Origin of the sequence: Streptomyces sp. NPDC059994 (assembly GCF_042737755.1) — a bacterium.
GTDB lineage: Bacteria > Actinomycetota > Actinomycetes > Streptomycetales > Streptomycetaceae > Streptomyces.
In genome coordinates, this window is the sequence record NZ_JBHWUR010000034.1 from 26,027 (window position 1) to 47,501 (window position 21,475).

The window sequence follows — 21,475 nt, forward strand, 5'->3', positions numbered from 1 at the left end:
GGGGGGCGGGACCGTGGGCGCGGGCACTTGATTACTGAAAAACATTTAATTCTTTGTTTTGTGAGAGTGTTGCTCGAACATCTGAACCTAGAGTGGGCCCCGCACCGATTGGTGCGGGGCCCTCTTGCTGTGCGCGTCTCAGCCCGCGGCTTTCTGTACGGGTCTCAGCCCGCGGCCCGCACCGGAGGAGCCCCGGCCGACCCCAGCGCCCACACCCACGGCGCCCCGTCGACGCCGAGGCCGACGGCGACCGGCCCGCGTGCGGTGAGGTGCAGGGTCGGGGCGTCGACCGGGACGGCGCCCTGCGTACGGATCCGGCGCTCACCCCCGACGAGGGCCTGCACCCGCCCCTTGACGTCCTTGCCGAGCACGACGAGCCCGTCCCTGGGTGCCAGGAGCGCGCCGACGGGCCCGTATCCGTCGAAGTCGTGGGGCGCGGGGGTGCGGCCGGTCCCATCGGCGCGTACGGAGACGAGCCGGGGGTCGGCAGGGGCGAGCCCCTTGCCCTTGGTCTTCCGTGGATCGGTGAGCGTCCGGTAGAGCAGTTGCACACCACCCTCCGGCAGGCCCACGGGGGTGGGGGCGCCGACGGCGAGCGGCAGCCGGGGCCCGCTCCTGACGTAGGCGAGGGGCTCGCCGGGCGCCTCCTGCGTCCAGTGGTGGACGAAGTCGTACCCCGGCGCGAAGACGTGCACGCGCCCCTGGGCGTCCACGGTCGCGCCGAGCCCGTCCTGCACGGTCTCCCCGCCGAGCGCACGCCAGGAGCCCCAGGAGCCGTCCGCCTCGCGCACACGCGTACTGACCCCCTTGCCGGCGTTGCGTACGAACAGATGGACGCGGCCGTCGGGGGCGGTGACGGCGACGGGGGAGCCGATCCTGCGCCCCCGGTCGTCACCGGCCTCCGGATTCCCCAGCCCCCGCCAGGCCCGGAAGGGCCCGCCGGGGGAGCCCTGCTCCAGGAGAACGACCTCCCTCGTGTTGGCGCCGGCGCGCCCGGCTATCGCGGCGAACCGCACCCCGAAGAGCAGCTGCCGCCCGTCCCTGAGCGCGGCCCCGCCGAGCACGGGCGCGAGCGGCCCGCCGCCGAGGTCGTCCGCCGCCCCGAACCGCCCGCTGCCGGGCGCGGTCTCCCGCCACCGCACGGCGCGCAGCCCCAGCACCCCGTACGCGGCGAGCCGCCCGTCGGGCTCGTCGCCGACGACCGGCCGGGGCCCGGGGAAGCGGTAGTGGGTGGAGCGCACCCACCCCTTCCAGTTGGTCAGCGGCCGCTTCCCGCCGACGTTGTAGTCCCCGCAGCCGCCGGGGTTGCCGCACTGCCAGTCGGGGGCGCCGCCGTAGGGCTTGAGGTGGGAGGCCTTCTCGGCGAGGACGGCCGGAGGGAGGTTCTTGGGCCAGTGCCGGTTGTAGTAGGCGCGATAGGAGGTAACGGCAAACCCGGGCACGCCCCTCTGCTGCTCGGTGGCCTGGGCGACATACCGCACCATCCCCGCCCAGGCGAAGGAGGCGGCGGCGGTGTGGTCGGCGTGGTCGGCGTACCCCGGCTGCTCGCTGTCGTGCTGGCGGGCCTTCTCGGTGCTGTGCTGGATGTCGGGGTCGGGGTCGAGGGTCTGGACGAGGGTGGGCGCGTACATGTCGAGCAGCCCGGCGACGACCTCGACGAGTTCGTCGTACGTGTACGGGGCGGCCGTGCGCAGGGGCGACCCCTCGGCGATGACGACGGGCAGCGAAAGCGCCCGGTCCTCCCAGAGGCTGGGCAGGCCCATGCGTCCGCCGCGCAGGGTGTGCATGGCGGTGTTGAGGAACACGAGCTCGGCGTGGCGCCCGTTGTGGACGAGCGTGTTGACCTCGGCGCGGTGTCCGCCGCGCAGGTCGAGGACGGACTTCTGCCAGGGGGTGAACACCGGCAGGCCGAGCAGCGAGGCATAGGCCTGCCGGAGCCCCTGATGCCGGGCGGAGGAGTAGGCGGCCTTGTTGTAGATCCGGTCGGAGGGATCACTGACGACCCGGTTGTCCCCGTTGGCCTCCCCGCCGGTGAGATACACGCTGACGATCTTGGCCCCGCCGTCCAGCGCGTGCTGGGTGTCGGGGTTCATGAAGTACAGGTCGTCATCGGGGTGCGCCACGATCTGCATCAGCACGGCCCGCTGCCCGGCGGAGACGGGCTGGCCGGGGGCGGCGGTGGGGTTGTCGCTGCGGTGCCGCTGGCTGCTGGGGACGGAGCACGACCCGACGGCTGCGGCGAGCCCGACGGCGGCCGAGGCGCCGAGGACGGCGCGTCTGCTGGGACGCCGGTACCTGCTTGCTCCGAACACGTACGTTCCCCGTCCCCGTCCGCTGATTCGACTGTCTCGGATCGCTTTTCTTGGTCGCCGGACTAGACGGGGGGAGGGGGGGTGCTGGTTGCTCGGGGAAATTCGATTAGCGGGTGATTTGCGGGGTGGTTGGAATTGGTTTGATTGGAGTTTTCTTTGTGGATGCTTTCTATTTGCTGGGGGGCTTGGTGGGGCCGCAGTCATGAGGACGGCTCGCCCTTACGCGTACCGGGGCAGGCCGTCCGTCGGGATCGTCCAGTCGGCGATGGTGACGTCCTCGCCGTACACGAAGTCCTTGCGGGTGGCGTAGCGGGGGCCGTCGGGGGTGGGATGGATGTCGGTGAGGACTGCGCCCGTGCCGGTGCGGGGGTCGAAGATCGCATAGACCGGGATCCCGAGCAGGGGGTAGTCCTTGACCTTGCCCACCCAGTCGTTGTCCGGGTTGGAACGGGAGACAACCTCGATCGCGGCGATGAGGGTGCGGGGGTCGAAGGAGTCCTGGCCTTCCATGTCGGCAAGGGCGATCACGATGATGTCGGGGAGCCGCAGGATGCTCTCTGGCTCGTCCTCCACATCGGGCGCCCCTGTGTGGGCCGCGAGTTCCTCCGGCATGACCTTCTCAAGCCGTTTCCGCAGGCGTAGAGCGGTCAGCTCGTGAGGCCGGCTCGGGGACATCATGTCGTGGACGATCCCTTCCTTGGTGATCTCGAATTTGCCGGGAATGGTGTCGTCCATCGACTGAAGGAATTCCCGCATGGCCCGGTACAGGGGAGAGGTGGCCTGCTGTGCGTCGTCCGGGGCGATGCTCATGGCGTGCGCTCCTCGTCTGTGCCCGGGGGCAAGGGTCGTCACGTTCATGCTAGGCGGCCTCCGAGGGGGCGGTTCGGCAGTCGCGGCAGCGGCCGGGGCCGGTGTCGCGGAAGGCCCGGTCGCAGTCCTCGCACGTCTGGAGGGGGCGCGGACGTGCCATTGCCGGGGGTACGGGGAGGGGTGGCGGCAGCAGTGTGGTCAGGCGGTGTGCGAGCAGGGCGGTCGGGTGGTGCAGGGACTCCGGGAGGTTCGCCGTCAGGGTGCGGGTTACCGCCTCGGGCGCGGCCCCGCGTTCCAGCCAGGCCGCGACGGCGGGCGCGAGGCGGTGGACGTCCCGTTCGGAGAGCAGGAGGCGGGGGTCGTGGCGGCGGAGGTCTGCCAGTAAGTCGGCTCCCGCGTGGGGGAGTTGAGGAAGAAGGGTGGCGGCCGCGCCGGCCGGTGGAGCCGGGGTCGGGGGGACGTCTGACTCCGGGATGGCGTGGGCCAGAGCCTTCGAGACTTCCGGGGTGGGAGGCGCGGCGGCTTCCGCTCGGACTCCCGGCTGGTTGTACGACACAGTCCGCGTCACGACCCGCCCGCTGGGCAGGCGTTCGCGGGTCCGCTCCAGGTACCCGTATGCCTCTAACTCCCGCAGGGCCGCCGCGATGCGCGTCTCGCCCTCCGGGAAGCGGTCCGCCAGCGTCTTGATGCTGATGCGGGCGCCTGCGGGCAGCGACTGGATGTGGACGGCGAGGCCGATCGCGACGAGGGAGAGCTCGCGGTGCTGGGCGAGGTGGTTGCCGACGACGGTGTAGCGGCTGGTGTGCCGGGTGTTGACGTGGATGACACCTGAACGAGGGGTGCCGCCGGGAACGGGGGACGTGGCGCGCGAGGGCGCGCTAAGGTGCTGAAGAGCCATCGGGAAGGTGCTACTTCCTTGGTGGTTAGGCCCTCGATCGGGATCGCTAGTCCCGGCCGGGGGCCGACGCATGTCCGCAGTTGTTGCTCGGTCGCGGCGAGCATATGCCGCTCAACCCTCCCGGAATCCAGTCCAGTTGGCGCAGATCACCCGTGTGGGTGATGGGAGGCTGGAGGGGTTGGGAAGGGTGTTTTCCCTCCGGATTGAAAAGCCTTTGATGTCGCGGAGCACCGGGTCGCGGACAGCCACCCCGTGAGCAACCGGGTCGTGGCCGTCCGCGACCCGGTGAGGATCGGCCCGACCGCACCTTCCCGGCCACTTTCACCCCGTACAAGCTGTCCGAGTAGGGGTACTCATGCTGTGGCCAAAGGGGCCTCAGTACGGTTGCCGGGTGGGTGCCGACATAGCGCAGTTCGAGAGACAGCTGGGTTCGTTTCGGCGTACGGCAGTGCTCGTGCCACTCATCGACGGTGGTCTCTGGACGGCGGACCGGGGTCGGGTCCGGTGGATCTGTGCCTTCTCCGATGAGGCGGCGCTGGCGCGGTTCGCGGTTGTGCGGGGGGACGGCGCGCGGGAGTGGGCGTATCAGCGCATCCTCGGCGCGCGGCTGCTGGACGTGGCAGTGCCCGCGCTCGGTGTGCCGGGCGGGGTCGCCCTTGACGTGGGCAGTGACGACGGCACGGTGTTTCCGCCGGTCGCCGGGATCGTGCCGGACAGTGCCGTGGTGTCGGCATGAGCGGCGAGACCCCGGACCTCGCGGCACCGAAGGCCGCTCTCGCTTCGATCACGGACGGCATCAACAAGACGCTCGGTGAGCTCAAGGACATCGGGATGGTGGGGGAGGGGTCGCTCGGCCGGGGCTTCTCCGGGCTCGCCCTGTCGGGCATGGAGCTCGGCCACTCCGGGCTGACCTCAGAGTTCAAGGCGTTCTGTGACCGCTGGGAGTGGGGCATACGCAGCCTCGTCCACGAGGGCAACGGCTTCGCGCACCGCGTCGGCCTGTCGGCGGGCCTCATCTACGAGCAGGAGCACTACGTCGGCGACAGCTTCAAGGTGCTGGCCAACTCGCTCAACGGCAATCCCAACCTGAGCGAGGAGGAGGTCGTCAAGAAGGGCTGGGGCGATCTGCTGACGCAGACCCCGCTCGACGGCGCGGACTACAGCGCCGACTCGTTCAAGCAGGCGCAGAAGGACATCAACCGGACCTGGGACAACACCGCGTACGACGTTCAGGCGGGTGTGATGGACCAGCTGAACGACTTCGGCGTCATCGACGAGCGGACGCGTGCGGAAGTGGATGAGGTGTCCCGGCAGGTCACCGACCCGGACCAGGAGGTCGTCGACCGGGCGCACTGGGGGCGTGACTGATGCCGGACTGGGGGAAGCTGGCGAATTCCGGGCTCGGCAAGATCGAACACGGGATCGACTGGAGCAAGAAGAAGGTCGGGGAGGGTGTCGACCGGGCGGCTCACGCGGCCGGTGACGCCCTTGAATACGTCGGCGCCGAGGGAATCGCCGACAAGGTCGAGGACTGGGCCGACGACTTCGCCTCCGGCATGGGCGCGGACGTCGCCGAGCAACAGCTGGGCCAGACCGACGAAGCGAACGAACTGGTGCACGGCGACCCGGACAAGATCCGTGGGACCGCGAAGCACCTCACCACCTTCAAGGGCGCCTTCGAACGGGTCGGCCAGGGCATGAGGAGCCTTGACTCGTCGCACTGGAGGGGTGAGGCGGGCGACGCGTTCCGGGCCAAGTTCGCGACGCATCCCACGAACTGGCTTCACGCGGCGGACGCCTGCGCGAAGGCGGCGGGGGCGCTGGACGCGTACGCCTCCACGGTGACCTGGGCCCAGGGCAGGGCCAAGGAAGCCGCCCTCCTTTACAAGGAGAGCAAGAGGGCCTCGGAGGACGCCCGCGACGACTACAACAAGAAGGCCGACGCCTTCAACGCCAAGCTGAAGGTGGGGGAGGACCCCGGGCCGCGTCCCGCACCGTTCAGCGATCCGGGCAAGGGGCAGCGGGAACGGGCCGCCGAAATCCTCCGCGACGCCCGCCGGCAGCGCAACGAGGCGGCCGAGACGGCCAGGGCCGCCGTGGCGCTGGCGCTCGCCCACGCCCCGAAGGAGCCTCCGCCGCTCTCCCGCGCCAAGGCCGATGTCATGGACTCGGTCGTGGGCGAGGGCATCGAGCTGGCCCACTTCGGCGGAGGCATCGCCAAGGGGACCGGAGGCCTGCTGAACTTCGTACGCGGCCTGGACCCGATGGACCCGTACAACCTCACGCACCCGGCCGACTACTACAAGCACGTCAACATGACCCTCGCCGGTCTGGAGTCGGCGGCCGTCCACCCAGACCGCACGTTCAGCGACATGAGGGACGCGGCCAGGAAGGACCCGAGCGAGTTCGCGGGGCGGATGGTGCCCGAACTCATCGGGGGCAAGGGTGGCGGGCTACTCAAAGGGACGCTTCGCGCGGGAGCGAAGGAAGGTGCCGAGAGCGCCGGGGTGAACGCGGCCCGGCGGGCGGCGAAAAACGACCCGCACGGCAGGTCGCGGCCCGACGAGGCCAAGAAGGAGTGCGGCGACCCCGTGGACGTCGCCTCCGGACGCGTCTTCCTGTCGGAGACGGATGTCTCGCTGGCAGGTGCCCTGCCGCTGCTCTTCCTGCGTCGTACGGAGTCGGGCTACGACTGCGGGCGGTGGCTCGGGCCGTCCTGGGCCTGCACCGCCGACCAGCGTTTGGAGATCGACGCCGAGGGCGTGATCTTCGTGACGGAGGACGGGAAGCTCTTGGAGTACCCGCACCCCGCGCCCGGGGTGCCGGTGATGCCGAAGCACGGACCGCGCCTGCCGCTCGACCGTACGCCCGACGGCGGCTACACGGTCGTGGACCCGGAAACCGGCCATGTCCGGCACTTCCTGGAGCGGATCGACGGGACCGCGCCACTGGTGCAGATCGACGACCGCAACGGCAACTGGGTCACCTTCGAGTACGACGCGGACGGCGCCCCGGCTTCGATCTCCCACTGCGGCGGCTACCGCCTCGAACTCACCACTGTGGACGGTCGGATCACCGTTGTCGCCCTCGCCGGGGCGGGCGAGCTGATCCGCTACGGCTACACGCACGGGCAGCTCACAGAAGTGGTGGACTCGTCCGGCCTGCCGTTGCGCTTCTCGTACGACGAGCGTGGCCGCCTCACGTCGTGGACCGACCGGAACGACAGCTCGTACCGGTACGAGTACGACGACCGGGACCGCTGCGTCTTCGAGACGGGCGAGGCGGGCCATCTGCGGTACGCCTTCCGTTACGAGGAGCCGGACCCGGCGACGGGCCTGCGGGCGGCGACGGCCACCGACTCGCTCGGAGCCGTGACCCGCTATGTGGTGAACGAGCGGTTGCAGATCGTCGAGGAGACCGGCCCGACCGGGGCGGTGACGCGCTCGGAGTGGGACCGGCACCACCGGCTGCTGTCCCGGACGGACGCGCTGGGGCGGGTGACGCGCCTCGCCTACGACGAGCGGGGCAATTCGGTGGGGGTGACACGGCCGGACGGGCGGGGCTCCTCGGTCGCGTACAACGAGCTGGACCTGCCGGTCTCGGTGGTCGCGCCCGACCGGACGGAGTGGCGCCACACGTATGACGAGCGCGGCAACCGCACGTCGGTGACCGACCCGGCAGGCGTGACGACTCGCTTCACGTTCACCGAGGCGGGTCACCTCGCTTCGGTGGCGGACGGGCTGGGGCGGGTGACGCGGGTCCGGTGCGACGCGACGGGCCTGCCGGTCGAGGTGGTCGATCCGCTCGGAGCTATCACGAGCTGCTCGCGCGACGCCTTCGGCCGCCCGGTGGCCGTCACGGATCCGCTGGGTGCGGTGACCCGGCTGGAGTGGACGCCCGAGGGCCGGATCGCCCGACGCGTGGAGCCGGACGGCACGGCGCAGAGCTGGGCGTACGACGGTGAGGGCAACTGCCTCCGGCACGTGGACGCACTGGGCGCGGTGACCACGTACGAGTACACGCACTTCGACCTTCTCGCGGCGCGGACGGGGCCGGACGACGTGCGGTACGAGTTCACGCACGACACGGAGCTGCGGCTGGTGGGGGTCGCCAACCCGCAGGGTTTGAGGTGGAGTTACCTGTACGACCCGGCCGGGCGGCTGGTCTCCGAGACGGACTTCGACGGCCGGGTGCTGGGTTACGCGTACGACGAGGTCGGCGCGCTGGTGGCCCGTACGAACGGGCTGGGCGAGACCATCCGGTACGAGCGGAACGAGCTGGACCAGGTGGTCCGCGAGGACGCGGCCGGAGTGGTCACCACCTTCGAGTACGACCTCTCCGACCAGCTGGCCCGCGCGGAGAACCCGGACGCGACGGTGTCCTGGCTGCGGGACCGGGCGGGCCGCCTCAAGGCCGAGACGGTGAACGGCCGACGGCTCGCCTTCTCGTACGACGAGTTGGGTCGACGTTCGGGCCGTACGACGCCCGGGGGTGCTGCCAGCTCATGGACGTACGACGCGGCGGGGCGCCGGAGCGAGCTGACGACGTCGGGGCGCAGGCTGTCCTTCTCGTACGACGAGGCGGGGCGGGAGGTGGGCCGTGGGGTGGGCGGCACGGTCGAGCTCTCGCACGTGTTCGACGCGCTGGGCCGGCTGACGGAGCAGTCGGTGACGGGCGCGGGCGGCCGGCGGGTCCAGCACCGGGCGTACGAGTATCGCCACGACGGCAACCTGGTCGCGGTCGATGACCAGTTGTCGGGCCCGCGTCGCTTCGACCTCGACGCGGCGGGCCGGGTGACGGCGGTCCACGCCCAGGACTGGACGGAGCGGTACGCGTACGACGAGGCGGGCAACCAGACGGAGGCGAGCTGGCCGACGACGCATCCGGGGCAGGAGGCGACGGGGACGCGCGCGTACGCGGGCACCCGCATCACACGGGCCGGGGGTGTCCGCTACGAGCACGACGCGCAGGGCCGGGTGGTGCTGCGCCGCAGGACGCGGCTGTCCCGCAAGCCGGACACCTGGCGGTACGCGTGGGACGCCGAGGACCGCCTCACGTCTGTGACGACGCCCGACGGCACGGTCTGGCACTACCGGTACGACCCGCTGGGCCGCCGCGTCGCGAAGGAGTCGGCGGCGGGGGAGCGGGTTCTCTTCACCTGGGACGGCTCGACCCTGTGCGAACAGACCACGACGGGGCCGGGGGCGCCGAACCCGGTCACGCTGACCTGGGACCACGACGGGTTGCGCCCACTGGCCCAGACGGAACGCATCGGCGCAGCCGAGGCGCCCCAGGAGGCGATCGACGAACGCTTCTTCGCCATCGCCACGGACCTGGTGGGCACGCCGAGCGAACTGATCGACGAGCGCGGCGAGATCGCGTGGCGCACGAGGTCGACCCTGTGGGGCACGACGACGTGGACGTCGGACGCGACCGCCTATACCCCGCTGCGGTTCCCGGGCCAGTATTTCGACCCGGAGACGGGGTTGCACTACAACTATTTCCGGTACTACGACCCTGAGGCGGGGCGGTATCTGTCCTCGGACCCGCTCGGCCTGGCGCCCACCCCCAATCCGGCGGCATATGTCCACAACCCGCACCGCTGGGCCGATCCACTCGGGCTCGCTCCCGAGGAGTGCACGAAGCCGAAGAGGGTCGGGCGCGGGAGGGAGGAGGCGAAGGCCAAGGCGCTGCGGGATGCTGGTATACCGGAAGGCGCCGAGCCGTTCGATGTCAATGATTACATTCCGGCCACCACTCCGGAATGGCAAGGCGGGAAGCAGTTGATGGGGGCAGACCATAAGCCGATCTTCTATCGACAGGAATGGTATGAGACGCCCAACGGGGATATCGTCGTCTATCAGGACCACTGGTTCGGACATCAAGAACCCGGCACGCCTGGATATCAAGGTCCACATGTGCATGTGCGCCCGTACGACGACACGCGGAACGGGCAGATTCCCGGCGCGGACGAACATTACTACTACGACCGGGGCTGATTTCGTTGACCTGGGCTGATTCTCTGGTAAACCCCGAGGTGTTCACGCCGTTCTACCAAGCCGTTCCGGATCTTGTGGATGTACGGGTGCGCTCGGTCCATCTCGATCGGCGCGGTCCGACCGTGACGCTCCGGCTGGACCTGCCCGGACCGGATCGGCTCCCGGACGGGTGGGAGCGTGGCAGCGGACGCGCGGTGCAGTGCCATGTCCAGTTCCTCGCGGTCGAAGACCTCGTTCTGTCGCACTGGGAACCCCCGGCGGTCGCGCGCGTCGAACTCCGTCCGCTGGAGCGGCACCGCCTGGGTGTGGCGGTTGTCGGCGATGGAGTCGATCTGACGTTCGACAGCAGTGCGTCCCTTGTTGCCGGGCATGTCAGCGTCTTCACGCCGGACGGCGACGGGTCCGATGGGGGCGCTCATCGGTATGCCCGCAGGATTGATGCGATCCGATATGAATCCGTACCCGCGACCTATGAGAAAGTCTTCTTCGAGCGTGTCTGACTGGACTGAATTCCTGACGGTTCCCGGTGCGGTGAGGGAACTCTACGAGGTCCCCCCGGGGCTGAATGCGTGCGACCTCTTCTATTTTCACGTGGATGAACGTCTCGAATCCGTGACCTTGGGATTCGAGACGCGGAAGCTTCCCGCGAACCCCCGTGAGGAATGGCTGGACGCAGAGTTCAATACGTTCGAGTTCTATGTGCAATTCGTTGGCGTGACTGAGCTGCGGATCTCGGGGTGGACGGGGCAGGCGCACCACGACTTCTCGCTGACGCGGACGGCGGACGGACGCCTCGCTGTGGCGATCTCTGGCGCGGCCGCGGAGCAGGGCGCTGAATTTCTGGCGACTGAGGCGTCGCTCGTGAAGAGCCGCGTCTACCTTGCGGGAGGCCAGTAGGCCCATGCGGGGAGGTGTGGGGCCTCAGCCCCTGCCGTGAGCTGGGGCTGCGCGAGGACTCCATGAAGGCGATCAGGAACTTGAAAACCTAAAGAGGGACCTGGTCGGAGACATTAATTCCGAACCGAACCACAATCACTACGACGCTGCTCGGCGGGAATCACAAGGTGAAGTAGTGGCCCGAAAGGCGGACGGCACGCCTTTCGATCAGATAGCCGACTTGAAGCAGGCAAGGAACGGGCTCGACAGCGTACGGCGGGTACTGGAGGACGAGATAAGGAGGCCGTCTGAGGGGATGACCCCGCGCGGTCTCGAAGTCCTGCTGAGCAAGCACAAGGAAACCACCCAGATACTTGACTGTCTGAATGGGTTCCTCCATTCCATCGGTCACCGATGACGCTTCGAGAGGAATACTTGTGGCCAAGCCGTTCGACCGCAACAAGTCGCTGGAGGAGCTGGAAGGCAATCGGTGGCCGGATCCTCCGGAGGGCGCCACCGGTCTCGTCAGGGCCGTGCACAGCCTCCGCCGCCGACCGGTCGGGTCTCTCGACGCGGACGAGCTGCGCCGCCTGATCGGGCAGGACGTCGGGCTCCCCTGGCTTCTGCTGCCGGCCCTGGAGGTTCTGCGTGACACGGCGCCGAATCAGGCGGCCGGCGGCTTCTTTGACGACGATCTGCTGTCGGCGGTGCTGACGCGGAAGCCGTCGCTGTGGCAGGCGATGCCGGAGTCGGCGCGCGAGCTGAGGGAGATTCTCGGCATGCTGACCGGCCTGTCCCCGTACGTTCAGCCGGAAGCCGATGCCTTCCTTGCCTCTGCGCCGGACTGATGATCGTGCCCGCGGCGGCTGGGGCGAGATCCCTGTCCTCCCCGGTGAGCCGCTCGGCGGCCCGCGGCGCCCGCCCCGTGCATGCCCCCATGTGACGTGGGGTACGATCCTCGGCTCGATTGGCCAGGCCACCGCCCCGTGTGGCAGACTGTCGGGGTTGCTCGGTTGAGTGCCGATGCTGCGCGCCTCCCGCCGGGAGGACCGGAAGCGAGTCCCACAGTACTCGTCGCCTTATCTGTCGCCTGCGGCAGCGCTGGGGCGGACGTACGGGAATCTTTCGGGAAGTGTCAGCGGGGCTCCGACCAGGCGCCCGGTGGGTGTTCTGCCCCCGACTGCTCTTCATTGGGCACGCTCTTCATTGAGCACAGCGCGGTCTCACGGCCCGCATCCCCTTGGTTGGGAAATCCTTATGGGATTTCTGCGTAGAGGGAGTGCGACACGCCCGACCGCGTGGGTCGGAGACAGAGTCGGTAGAACCCCCGGGTTCCAGAGCGTTACGAGACAAAGGACTACTAGGTAGCCATGGCGGGACAGAAGATCCGCATCCGGCTCAAGGCCTACGACCACGAGGTCATCGACTCCTCGGCGAAGAAGATCGTCGAGACGGTGACCCGCACTGGTGCGTCGGTCGCGGGCCCGGTGCCGCTGCCCACTGAGAAGAACGTGTACTGCGTCATCAAGTCGCCGCACAAGTACAAGGACTCTCGCGAGCACTTCGAGATGCGCACCCACAAGCGCCTCATCGACATCCTCGACCCCACGCCGAAGACGGTTGACTCGCTGATGCGTCTCGACCTGCCGGCCGGTGTCGACATCGAGATCAAGCTCTGAAGGGACGGGCCGAGATGAGCAAGAACATCAAGGGCGTCCTGGGCGAGAAGCTCGGCATGACGCAGGTGTGGGACGAGAACAACCGCGTTGTTCCGGTCACCGTCGTCAAGGCCGGGCCGTGCGTCGTGACGCAGGTTCGCACGAACGACGTCGACGGCTACGAGTCGGTCCAGATCGCCTTCGGCGAGATCGACCCGCGCAAGGTGAACAAGCCCCTCAAGGGCCACTTCGCCAAGGCCGACGTGACCCCGCGCCGCCACCTGGTGGAGCTCCGCACCCCTGACGCCAGCGAGTACACGCTGGGCCAGGAGATCACTGCCGAGGTGTTCGAGTCCGGCGTCAAGGTTGACGTCACGGGCAAGAGCAAGGGCAAGGGCTTCGCCGGTGTCATGAAGCGTCACAACTTCAAGGGCCTGGGCGCCGGTCACGGCACCCAGCGCAAGCACCGCTCGCCCGGTTCCATCGGTGGCTGCGCCACCCCTGGCCGTGTGTTCAAGGGCCTCCGCATGGCGGGTCGCATGGGCAACGAGCGTGTGACCACCCAGAACCTGACCGTCCACGCCGTTGACGCCGAGAAGGGTCTGCTGCTCATCAAGGGCGCCGTCCCCGGCCCCAACGGTGGCCTCGTCCTGGTCCGTACTGCGGCCAAGGGGGTTTGAGGAACCGATGAGCACCATTGACATCCTTTCGCCGGCTGGCGACAAGGCCGGGACCGTCGAGCTCCCCGCGGAGATCTTCGACGCGAAGACCAGCGTTCCGCTGATCCACCAGGTCGTCGTCGCTCAGCTCGCGGCTGCCCGCCAGGGCACGCACAAGACCAAGACCCGCGGCGAAGTCCGTGGTGGTGGCAGGAAGCCCTACCGCCAGAAGGGCACCGGCCGCGCCCGTCAGGGTTCGACCCGTGCGCCGCAGTTCGCCGGCGGTGGCGTCGTCCACGGCCCGCAGCCGCGTGACTACTCGCAGCGCACCCCCAAGAAGATGAAGGCCGCCGCCCTGCGCGGTGCCCTCTCCGACCGGGCGCGCCACTCCCGCATCCACGTCGTCACCGGCGTGGTCGAGGGTGCGGTTTCCACCAAGGCCGCCAAGACGCTGTTCGGCAAGATCTCGGAGCGCAAGAACCTGCTCCTGGTCGTCGACCGCGCCGACGAGGCCGCGTGGCTGTCCGCTCGCAACCTGCCCCAGGTGCACATCCTGGAGCCGGGCCAGCTGAACACGTACGACGTGATCGTCTCCGACGACGTGGTCTTCACCCAGGCCGCTTTCGAGTCCTTCGTGTCTGGCCCCCAGACCGCTGAGACCGAAGGGAGCGACGCCTGATGAGTGAGGCGACCGTTACCAGCAAGACTTTCTCGGACCCGCGCGACCTGCTGATCAAGCCGGTCGTCTCCGAGAAGAGCTACGCGCTGCTGGACGAGAACAAGTACACGTTCATCGTGAAGCCGGGCTCCAACAAGACCCAGATCAAGCAGGCCGTCGAGGCGGTCTTCTCGGTCAAGGTCATCGGGGTCAACACGATCAACCGCCAGGGCAAGCGCAAGCGCACGAAGACCGGTTTCGGCAAGCGTGCCGACACCAAGCGCGCCATCGTGACCCTTGCTGAGGGCGACCGTATCGACATCTTCGGCCAGGCCTCCTAACGGAGCGCCCTGGTCCGAATATCGGACGAGGACTGAGAAATGGGTATCCGCAAGTACAAGCCGACGACTCCGGGCCGTCGTGGCTCCAGCGTCGCCGACTTTGTCGAGATCACGCGGTCCACGCCGGAGAAGTCGCTGGTCCGCCCCCTGCACAGCAAGGGCGGCCGTAACAACACCGGTCGTGTGACCGTCCGCCACCAGGGCGGTGGCCACAAGCGCGCCTACCGAGTGATCGACTTCCGTCGTCACGACAAGGACGGCGTGCCGGCGAAGGTCGCTCACATCGAGTACGACCCCAACCGCACCGCGCGCATCGCGCTCCTGCACTACGCGGACGGCGAGAAGCGCTACATCATCGCCCCCCGTGGCCTGAGCCAGGGCGACCGTGTCGAGAACGGCCCGGCCGCCGACATCAAGCCCGGTAACAACCTGGCGCTGCGCAACATCCCGGTCGGTACGACCATCCACGCCATCGAGCTGCGGCCCGGCGGCGGCGCGAAGTTCGCCCGTTCCGCGGGTGCCTCCGTGCAGCTGCTGGCGAAGGAGGGCACGATGGCCCACCTTCGTATGCCGTCCGGCGAGATTCGCCTGGTCGACGCCCGCTGCCGCGCCACCATCGGTGAGGTCGGCAACGCCGAGCAGTCGAACATCAACTGGGGCAAGGCCGGCCGTATGCGCTGGAAGGGCGTCCGCCCGACCGTCCGCGGTGTCGCGATGAACCCGGTTGACCACCCGCACGGTGGTGGTGAAGGCAAGACTTCCGGTGGTCGCCACCCGGTCTCGCCGTGGGGTCAGAAGGAGGGTCGTACTCGCTCGCCGAAGAAGGCATCGAGCAAGTACATCGTCCGCCGCCGCAAGACGAACAAGAAGCGCTAGGAGCGGGTTTAGATGCCGCGCAGTCTCAAGAAGGGGCCCTTCGTCGACGGACACCTCATCAAGAAGGTGGACGTACAGAACGAGGCAGGCACCAAGAACGTCATCAAGACCTGGTCCCGTCGCTCGATGATCATCCCCAGCATGCTGGGTCACACCATCGCGGTGCACAACGGCAAGACCCACGTCCCGGTGTTCGTCACCGAGTCGATGGTCGGCCACAAGCTCGGCGAGTTCTCGCCGACTCGCACCTTCCGCGGCCACGTCAAGGACGACCGGAAGTCGAAGCGCCGCTAACGCGGGGTGACTGACTATGACTTACACCGAAGGGACAACCATGGAAGCCAGGGCCCAGGCGCGGTACATCCGCGTCACGCCCATGAAGGCCCGCCGAGTGGTGGACCTCATCCGTGGCATGGATGCCACGGAGGCTCAGGCGGTCCTGCGCTTCGCCCCGCAGGCCGCGAGCGTGCCGGTTGGCAAGGTGCTGGACAGTGCCATTGCCAACGCTGCACACAACTACGACCACACCGACGCCTCTTCGCTGGTCATCAGCGAGGCGTACGTGGACGAGGGCCCGACCCTGAAGCGGTTCCGTCCGCGTGCTCAGGGCCGTGCCTACCGGATCCGTAAGCGGACCAGCCACATCACCGTGGTCGTCAGCAGCAAGGAAGGAACCCGGTAATGGGCCAGAAGGTAAACCCGCACGGGTTCCGGCTCGGCATTACCACGGACTTCAAGTCCCGTTGGTACGCCGACAAGCTGTACAAGGACTACGTCAAGGAAGACGTCGCCATCCGTCGGATGATGACGTCCGGCATGGAGCGCGCCGGCATCTCGAAGGTTGAGATCGAGCGCACCCGTGACCGCGTGCGTGTGGACATCCACACCGCTCGTCCGGGCATCGTCATCGGCCGCCGTGGCGCCGAGGCCGACCGCATCCGCGGCGACCTCGAGAAGCTCACGGGCAAGCAGGTCCAGCTGAACATCCTCGAGGTCAAGAACCCCGAGATGGACGCTCAGCTGGTCGCCCAGGCCGTTGCCGAGCAGCTCTCCTCCCGCGTCTCCTTCCGTCGCGCCATGCGTAAGAGCATGCAGGGCACGATGAAGGCCGGCGCCAAGGGCATCAAGATCCAGTGCGGCGGCCGCCTCGGCGGCGCCGAGATGTCCCGCTCGGAGTTCTACCGCGAGGGCCGTGTGCCCCTGCACACGCTCCGCGCGAACGTGGACTACGGCTTCTTCGAGGCCAAGACGACCTTCGGCCGCATCGGCGTGAAGGTCTGGATCTACAAGGGCGATGTCAAGAACATCGCCGAGGTCCGCGCCGAGAACGCAGCGGCCCGTGCGGGTAACCGCCCGGCCCGTGGTGGCGCCAACGACCGTCCGGCCGGTGGCCGCGGTGGTCGTGGCGGCGAGCGTGGCGGTCGCGGCCGCAAGCCGCAGCAGGCTGCGCCGGCTGCCGAGGCCCCCAAGGCCGAGGCTCCCGCCGCTGCCGCTCCGGCTGAGAGCACCGGAACGGAGGCCTGACCGAAATGCTGATCCCCCGTAGGGTCAAGCACCGCAAGCAGCACCACCCCAAGCGCCGCGGTATGGCCAAGGGTGGTACGACGGTTGCGTTCGGCGAGTACGGCATCCAGGCCCTCACGCCGGCGTACGTGACCAACCGCCAGATCGAGGCGGCTCGTATCGCGATGACCCGCCACATCAAGCGTGGCGGCAAGGTCTGGATCAACATCTACCCGGACCGCCCCCTGACGAAGAAGCCTGCCGAGACCCGCATGGGTTCCGGTAAGGGTTCTCCGGAGTGGTGGGTCGCGAACGTTCACCCGGGCCGGGTGATGTTCGAGCTGTCCTACCCGAACGAGAAGATTGCTCGTGAGGCGCTCACCCGCGCTGCTCACAAGCTCCCGATGAAGTGCCGCATCGTTCGGCGCGAGGCAGGTGAGGCGTGATGTCGGCCGGAACCAAGGCGTCCGAGCTGCGCGAGCTGGGCAACGAGGAGCTTGTTGCCAAGCTCAGCGAGGCCAAGGAAGAGCTGTTCAACCTCCGCTTCCAGGCGGCGACCGGTCAGCTCGAGAACCACGGTCGGCTCAAGTCCGTCCGTAAGGACATCGCCCGGATCTACACCCTGATGCGCGAGCGCGAGCTGGGCATCGAGACGGTGGAGAGCGCCTGATGAGCGAGAAGAATGTGACTGAGACGACTGAGCAGCGCGGTTTCCGCAAGACCCGTGAGGGTCTCGTCGTCAGCGACAAGATGGACAAGACCGTCGTCGTCGCTGTCGAGGACCGTGTGAAGCACGCGCTGTACGGCAAGGTCATCCGCCGTACGAACAAGCTCAAGGCGCACGACGAGCAGAACGCTGCCGGCGTCGGCGACCGCGTCCTCATCATGGAGACGCGTCCGCTGTCGGCGACGAAGCGCTGGCGCATCGTCGAGATCCTCGAGAAGGCCAAGTAATTTCCTGAGCTTTTGCTCAGGATGAGTTCCGCCAGGCTCGGTCGGGGCTTGAGAGATCAAGCCCCGGCCGGGAACCGGCAGACGATCAGGAGATAGACGTGATCCAGCAGGAGTCGCGACTGCGTGTCGCCGACAACACTGGTGCCAAGGAGATCCTTTGCATCCGTGTTCTCGGTGGCTCCGGTCGCCGCTACGCGGGTATCGGTGACGTCATTGTCGCCACCGTCAAGGACGCGATCCCCGGTGGCAACGTGAAGAAGGGCGACGTCGTCAAGGCTGTCGTCGTGCGCACCGTCAAGGAGCGTCGTCGTCAGGACGGCTCGTACATCCGCTTCGACGAGAACGCGGCCGTCATCCTCAAGAACGATGGCGACCCCCGCGGCACCCGCATCTTCGGCCCGGTGGGCCGGGAGCTGCGCGAGAAGAAGTTCATGAAGATCATCTCGCTCGCGCCGGAGGTGCTGTAAGCATGAAGATCAAGAAGGGCGACCTGGTTCAGGTCATCACCGGTAAGGACAAGGGCAAGCAGGGCAAGGTCATCGCGGCCTTCCCCCGCGAGGACCGCGTCCTGGTCGAGGGTGTCAACCGGGTCAAGAAGCACACGAAGGCCGGCCAGACCGCTCGCGGTTCGCAGACCGGCGGCATCGTGACGACCGAGGCCCCGATCCACGTGAGCAACGTTCAGCTCGTCGTGGAGAAGGACGGCAACAAGGTCGTCACGCGTGTCGGTTACCGCTTCGACGACGAGGGCAACAAGGTTCGCGTTGCCAAGCGGACGGGTGAGGACATCTGATGGCTACCACCACCACTCCGCGTCTCAAGACGAAGTACCGCGAGGAGATCGCGGGCAAGCTGCGTGAGGAGTTCTCCTACGAGAACGTCATGCAGATCCCCGGCCTCGTCAAGGTCGTCGTCAACATGGGTGTGGGCGACGCCGCCCGCGACTCCAAGCTGATCGACGGCGCTATCCGCGACCTGACCACGATCACCGGCCAGAAGCCGGCCGTGACGAAGGCCCGGAAGTCCATCGCGCAGTTCAAGCTGCGTGAGGGTCAGCCGATCGGCTGCCACGTCACCCTCCGTGGTGACCGCATGTGGGAGTTCCTGGACCGTACGCTGTCGCTCGCGCTGCCGCGTATCCGTGACTTCCGTGGTCTGTCGCCGAAGCAGTTCGACGGCCGTGGCAACTACACCTTCGGTCTCACGGAGCAGGTCATGTTCCACGAGATCGACCAGGACAAGATCGACCGTACCCGGGGTATGGACATCACCGTGGTCACCACGGCGACCAACGACGCTGAGGGCCGCGCGCTCCTTCGTCACCTCGGCTTCCCGTTCAAGGAGGCGTAAGCGAGATGGCGAAGAAGGCTCTTATCGCGAAGGCTGCCCGTAAGCCCAAGTTCGCTGTGCGTGCGTACAACCGCTGCCAGCGCTGTGGCCGGCCGCACTCCGTGTACCGCAAGTTCGGCCTGTGCCGCGTGTGCCTCCGTGAGATGGCTCACCGTGGCGAGCTGCCGGGCGTGACCAAGAGCTCCTGGTAAACCCCGTAATTTCGGGTTTTTCCGGAGTCTCTCGGTAAGTAAAGGGTGGGCGGAGGCCCCTCTCTCCATGGCTTAGGCTAGGAGGGTTGGGCGTCCGCCGCCCAGACGACTTACTACGCCGTAGGTCCCCGTGCCGCACCCGTCCCGCCCATGAGTGGGGAGAGGGATGGCGCATACAGGAAACCCCGGCGAGAGAGGCCGAAGGCCAATTCATGACCATGACTGACCCCATCGCAGACATGCTCACGCGTCTGCGTAACGCGAACTCGGCGTACCACGACTCCGTCGTGATGCCGCACAGCAAGATCAAGTCGCACATCGCGGAGATCCTCCAGCAGGAGGGCTTCATCACCGGCTGGAAGGTCGAGGACGCCGAGGTCGGCAAGAACCTCGTCCTTGAGCTGAAGTTCGGCCCGAACCGTGAGCGCTCGATCGCTGGCATCAAGCGGATCTCGAAGCCGGGTCTGCGTGTGTACGCGAAGTCCACCAACCTGCCGAAGGTCCTCGGTGGCCTGGGCGTGGCGATCATCTCCACGTCCCACGGTCTCCTGACCGGTCAGCAGGCAGGCAAGAAGGGCGTGGGTGGGGAAGTCCTCGCCTACGTCTGGTAGTCGGGAACGGAGGAAAAGCTAATGTCGCGAATCGGCAAGCTCCCCATCCAGGTTCCCGCTGGTGTGGACGTCACCATCGACGGCCGCACGGTCAACGTGAAGGGCCCCAAGGGCACCCTCACGCACACCGTTGCAGCGCCGATCGAGATTGTTAAGGGCGAGGACGGCGTTCTCAACGTCACCCGTCCCAACGACGAGCGTCAGAACAAGGCCCTGCACGGCCTGTCCCGCACGCTGGTGGCGAACATGATCACCGGCGTGACCCAGGGATACATCAAGGCGCTCGAGATCAGCGGTGTCGGTTACCGCGTCCAGGCGAAGGGCTCCAACCTGGAGTTCGCGCTCGGATACAGCCACCCGATCACCATCGAGGCTCCCGAAGGCATCACCTTCAAGGTCGAGTCGCCCACGAAGTTCTCGGTCGAGGGCATCGACAAGCAGAAGGTCGGCGAGGTCGCGGCGAACATCCGCAAGCTGCGGAAGCCCGACCCGTACAAGGCCAAGGGCGTCAAGTACGCCGGCGAGGTCATCCGCCGCAAGGTCGGAAAGGCTGGTAAGTAAGCCATGGCATACGGTGTGAAGATCGCCAAGGGCGACGCTTACAAGCGTGCGGCCAAGGCACGCCGCCACGTCCGCATCCGCAAGCACGTGTCGGGTACGGCGGAGCGTCCGCGCCTCGTCGTGACGCGTTCCAACCGCGGTATCACCGCTCAGGTCATCGACGACATCAAGGGTCACACCCTGGCGTCGGCGTCGAACCTGGACGCTTCGATCCGCGGTGGCGAGGGCGACAAGTCCGCGCAGGCCAAGTCGGTCGGCGCCCTGGTCGCCGAGCGCGCCAAGGCCGCCGGTGTCGAGGCCGTCGTGTTCGACCGTGGTGGCAACAGGTACGCCGGGCGCATTGCCGCTCTGGCTGACGCCGCCCGCGAAGCCGGGCTGAAGTTCTAAGCCCCGGTTCCGGGACTAACGGACGTAACAGAGAGAGGTAAATCCAATGGCTGGACCCCAGCGCCGCGGAAGCGGTGCCGGTGGCGGCGAGCGGCGGGACCGGAAGGGCCGTGACGGTGGCGCTGCCGCCGAGAAGACCGCTTACGTTGAGCGCGTTGTCGCGATCAACCGCGTCGCCAAGGTTGTCAAGGGTGGTCGCCGCTTCAGCTTCACCGCGCTGGTCGTGGTGGGCGACGGTGACGGCACTGTAGGTGTCGGTTACGGCAAGGCCAAGGAAGTTCCCGCGGCCATCGCCAAGGGTGTCGAGGAAGCCAAGAAGAACTTCTTCAAGGTTCCGCGCATCCAGGGCACGATCCCTCACCCGATCACGGGCGAGCGTGCCGCGGGCGTCGTGCTCCTGAAGCCGGCTTCCCCCGGTACCGGTGTTATCGCCGGTGGCCCGGTGCGCGCCGTTCTGGAGTGCGCCGGCGTTCACGACATCCTGTCGAAGTCGCTTGGCTCGTCCAACGCGATCAACATCGTGCACGCGACCGTGGCGGCCCTCAAGGGCCTGCAGCGTCCCGAGGAGATCGCGGCCCGCCGCGGTCTGCCCCTTGAGGACGTCGCCCCCGCGGCTCTGCTCCGTGCGCGTGCCGGGGCGGGTGCGTAATGGCTCGCCTCAAGATCACGCAGACGAAGTCGTACATCGGTAGCAAGCAGAACCACCGCGACACCCTGCGTTCGCTCGGGCTCAAGCGCCTGAACGACACGGTTGTCAAGGAGGACCGCCCCGAGTTCCGCGGAATGGTGCACACCGTCCGCCACCTCGTGACGGTTGAGGAGGTCGACTGA

Annotated in this window: 30 protein-coding genes; 27 read left to right on the plus strand and 3 right to left on the minus strand. The window is 67.8% G+C overall.

All coding sequences use genetic code 11. The annotated features are described in order from the left end of the window. Positions 1-164: 164 nt before the first annotated feature. The 3 genes from ACFWA7_RS18840 to ACFWA7_RS18850 all read right to left on the minus strand — a co-directional run bounded on the left by ACFWA7_RS18840 (position 165) and on the right by ACFWA7_RS18850 (position 4,020). The gene (locus tag ACFWA7_RS18840) at positions 165-2,312 is read right to left on the minus strand and encodes a PIG-L family deacetylase (protein WP_385823973.1); all 2,148 of its coding nucleotides are present in this window, start codon (positions 2,310-2,312) and stop codon (positions 165-167) included. Between the two features lie 219 nt (positions 2,313-2,531). After that, positions 2,532-3,122: a Uma2 family endonuclease gene (locus ACFWA7_RS18845; protein WP_385540283.1), complete on the minus strand. Its 591-nt coding sequence runs from the start codon at positions 3,120-3,122 to the stop codon at positions 2,532-2,534. 49 nt (positions 3,123-3,171) lie between these two features. Next, entirely contained in the window at positions 3,172-4,020 is an 849-nt protein-coding gene (locus ACFWA7_RS18850) for a helix-turn-helix domain-containing protein (RefSeq protein WP_385823975.1), read from the minus strand. 391 nt (positions 4,021-4,411) lie between these two features. Between ACFWA7_RS18850 and ACFWA7_RS18855 the strand changes: the two genes are divergently transcribed. The 27 genes from ACFWA7_RS18855 to rpmD all read left to right on the plus strand — a co-directional run bounded on the left by ACFWA7_RS18855 (position 4,412) and on the right by rpmD (position 21,475). Continuing rightward, the gene (locus ACFWA7_RS18855; protein WP_385823977.1) at positions 4,412-4,756 is read left to right on the plus strand and encodes an SseB family protein; all 345 of its coding nucleotides are present in this window, start codon (positions 4,412-4,414) and stop codon (positions 4,754-4,756) included. Then, positions 4,753-5,388, plus strand: a complete 636-nt coding sequence (locus tag ACFWA7_RS18860) for a hypothetical protein (RefSeq protein WP_385823979.1) — start codon at positions 4,753-4,755, stop codon at positions 5,386-5,388. The genes ACFWA7_RS18855 and ACFWA7_RS18860 overlap by 4 nt, the downstream gene beginning before the upstream one ends. Then, complete coding sequence (locus ACFWA7_RS18865) at positions 5,388-10,019, plus strand: putative T7SS-secreted protein (RefSeq protein WP_385823981.1); 4,632 nt, start codon at positions 5,388-5,390, stop codon at positions 10,017-10,019. Before ACFWA7_RS18860 ends, ACFWA7_RS18865 begins: the two co-directional genes overlap by 1 nt. Positions 10,020-10,057: 38 nt before the next feature. After that, a complete protein-coding gene (locus ACFWA7_RS18870; RefSeq protein ID WP_385540292.1) occupies positions 10,058-10,519 on the plus strand; it encodes an Imm50 family immunity protein in 462 nt (153 codons plus the stop codon). Next, positions 10,512-10,916: an Imm50 family immunity protein gene (locus ACFWA7_RS18875; protein ID WP_385540295.1), complete on the plus strand. Its 405-nt coding sequence runs from the start codon at positions 10,512-10,514 to the stop codon at positions 10,914-10,916. The genes ACFWA7_RS18870 and ACFWA7_RS18875 overlap by 8 nt, the downstream gene beginning before the upstream one ends. 112 nt (positions 10,917-11,028) lie before the next feature. Continuing rightward, on the plus strand, positions 11,029-11,313 hold the full coding sequence (locus tag ACFWA7_RS18880) for a polymorphic toxin type 28 domain-containing protein (protein WP_385823994.1): 285 nt from the start codon (positions 11,029-11,031) through the stop codon (positions 11,311-11,313). 19 nt (positions 11,314-11,332) lie between these two features. Beyond that, positions 11,333-11,743: a contact-dependent growth inhibition system immunity protein gene (locus ACFWA7_RS18885; RefSeq protein ID WP_385823983.1), complete on the plus strand. Its 411-nt coding sequence runs from the start codon at positions 11,333-11,335 to the stop codon at positions 11,741-11,743. A gap of 522 nt (positions 11,744-12,265) precedes the next feature. After that, on the plus strand, positions 12,266-12,574 hold the full coding sequence (rpsJ, locus tag ACFWA7_RS18890) for a 30S ribosomal protein S10 (RefSeq protein WP_003948644.1): 309 nt from the start codon (positions 12,266-12,268) through the stop codon (positions 12,572-12,574). A 14-nt stretch (positions 12,575-12,588) separates the two neighbouring features. Beyond that, positions 12,589-13,233, plus strand: a complete 645-nt coding sequence (rplC, locus tag ACFWA7_RS18895) for a 50S ribosomal protein L3 (RefSeq protein ID WP_067163147.1) — start codon at positions 12,589-12,591, stop codon at positions 13,231-13,233. Between the two features lie 7 nt (positions 13,234-13,240). Continuing rightward, positions 13,241-13,891, plus strand: coding sequence for a 50S ribosomal protein L4 (gene rplD / locus ACFWA7_RS18900; protein ID WP_327369309.1), 651 nt, complete (start codon positions 13,241-13,243; stop codon positions 13,889-13,891). Further along, entirely contained in the window at positions 13,891-14,211 is a 321-nt protein-coding gene (gene rplW / locus ACFWA7_RS18905; RefSeq protein WP_371654200.1) for a 50S ribosomal protein L23, read from the plus strand. Before rplD ends, rplW begins: the two co-directional genes overlap by 1 nt. Positions 14,212-14,250: 39 nt before the next feature. Beyond that, entirely contained in the window at positions 14,251-15,087 is an 837-nt protein-coding gene (rplB, locus tag ACFWA7_RS18910) for a 50S ribosomal protein L2 (protein WP_101389600.1), read from the plus strand. A gap of 12 nt (positions 15,088-15,099) precedes the next feature. After that, positions 15,100-15,381, plus strand: a complete 282-nt coding sequence (gene rpsS, locus ACFWA7_RS18915) for a 30S ribosomal protein S19 (RefSeq protein ID WP_067163154.1) — start codon at positions 15,100-15,102, stop codon at positions 15,379-15,381. Between the two features lie 40 nt (positions 15,382-15,421). After that, complete coding sequence (rplV, locus tag ACFWA7_RS18920; protein ID WP_004571827.1) at positions 15,422-15,769, plus strand: 50S ribosomal protein L22; 348 nt, start codon at positions 15,422-15,424, stop codon at positions 15,767-15,769. Then, positions 15,769-16,611, plus strand: a complete 843-nt coding sequence (gene rpsC / locus ACFWA7_RS18925) for a 30S ribosomal protein S3 (protein ID WP_358835979.1) — start codon at positions 15,769-15,771, stop codon at positions 16,609-16,611. The genes rplV and rpsC overlap by 1 nt, the downstream gene beginning before the upstream one ends. Before the next feature lie 5 nt (positions 16,612-16,616). Further along, the gene (gene rplP / locus ACFWA7_RS18930) at positions 16,617-17,036 is read left to right on the plus strand and encodes a 50S ribosomal protein L16 (protein ID WP_053727610.1); all 420 of its coding nucleotides are present in this window, start codon (positions 16,617-16,619) and stop codon (positions 17,034-17,036) included. After that, positions 17,036-17,260 (plus strand): 50S ribosomal protein L29, encoded by a 225-nt coding sequence (gene rpmC / locus ACFWA7_RS18935; protein WP_067163159.1) that lies wholly within the window; start codon positions 17,036-17,038, stop codon positions 17,258-17,260. Before rplP ends, rpmC begins: the two co-directional genes overlap by 1 nt. Then, positions 17,260-17,544 (plus strand): 30S ribosomal protein S17, encoded by a 285-nt coding sequence (gene rpsQ / locus ACFWA7_RS18940; RefSeq protein WP_283142059.1) that lies wholly within the window; start codon positions 17,260-17,262, stop codon positions 17,542-17,544. Before rpmC ends, rpsQ begins: the two co-directional genes overlap by 1 nt. Before the next feature lie 98 nt (positions 17,545-17,642). Continuing rightward, on the plus strand, positions 17,643-18,011 hold the full coding sequence (gene rplN / locus ACFWA7_RS18945; protein WP_053727611.1) for a 50S ribosomal protein L14: 369 nt from the start codon (positions 17,643-17,645) through the stop codon (positions 18,009-18,011). A 2-nt stretch (positions 18,012-18,013) separates the two neighbouring features. Then, entirely contained in the window at positions 18,014-18,337 is a 324-nt protein-coding gene (gene rplX, locus ACFWA7_RS18950; RefSeq protein WP_067163164.1) for a 50S ribosomal protein L24, read from the plus strand. After that, positions 18,337-18,894 carry a 50S ribosomal protein L5 gene (rplE, locus tag ACFWA7_RS18955; RefSeq protein WP_067163167.1) on the plus strand — a complete coding sequence of 186 codons (558 nt, stop codon included), beginning with the start codon at positions 18,337-18,339 and terminating at the stop codon, positions 18,892-18,894. Before rplX ends, rplE begins: the two co-directional genes overlap by 1 nt. A gap of 5 nt (positions 18,895-18,899) precedes the next feature. Beyond that, the gene (locus tag ACFWA7_RS18960) at positions 18,900-19,085 is read left to right on the plus strand and encodes a type Z 30S ribosomal protein S14 (protein WP_030890724.1); all 186 of its coding nucleotides are present in this window, start codon (positions 18,900-18,902) and stop codon (positions 19,083-19,085) included. A 212-nt stretch (positions 19,086-19,297) separates the two neighbouring features. Then, the gene (rpsH, locus tag ACFWA7_RS18965) at positions 19,298-19,696 is read left to right on the plus strand and encodes a 30S ribosomal protein S8 (protein ID WP_003966947.1); all 399 of its coding nucleotides are present in this window, start codon (positions 19,298-19,300) and stop codon (positions 19,694-19,696) included. Positions 19,697-19,717: 21 nt separating this feature from the next. After that, the gene (gene rplF, locus ACFWA7_RS18970) at positions 19,718-20,257 is read left to right on the plus strand and encodes a 50S ribosomal protein L6 (protein ID WP_371654204.1); all 540 of its coding nucleotides are present in this window, start codon (positions 19,718-19,720) and stop codon (positions 20,255-20,257) included. A 3-nt stretch (positions 20,258-20,260) separates the two neighbouring features. Then, positions 20,261-20,644 (plus strand): 50S ribosomal protein L18, encoded by a 384-nt coding sequence (gene rplR / locus ACFWA7_RS18975; protein ID WP_067163175.1) that lies wholly within the window; start codon positions 20,261-20,263, stop codon positions 20,642-20,644. Positions 20,645-20,690: 46 nt separating this feature from the next. Next, positions 20,691-21,293 (plus strand): 30S ribosomal protein S5, encoded by a 603-nt coding sequence (rpsE, locus tag ACFWA7_RS18980; RefSeq protein ID WP_030214033.1) that lies wholly within the window; start codon positions 20,691-20,693, stop codon positions 21,291-21,293. After that, the gene (rpmD, locus tag ACFWA7_RS18985; protein ID WP_007826007.1) at positions 21,293-21,475 is read left to right on the plus strand and encodes a 50S ribosomal protein L30; all 183 of its coding nucleotides are present in this window, start codon (positions 21,293-21,295) and stop codon (positions 21,473-21,475) included. The genes rpsE and rpmD overlap by 1 nt, the downstream gene beginning before the upstream one ends.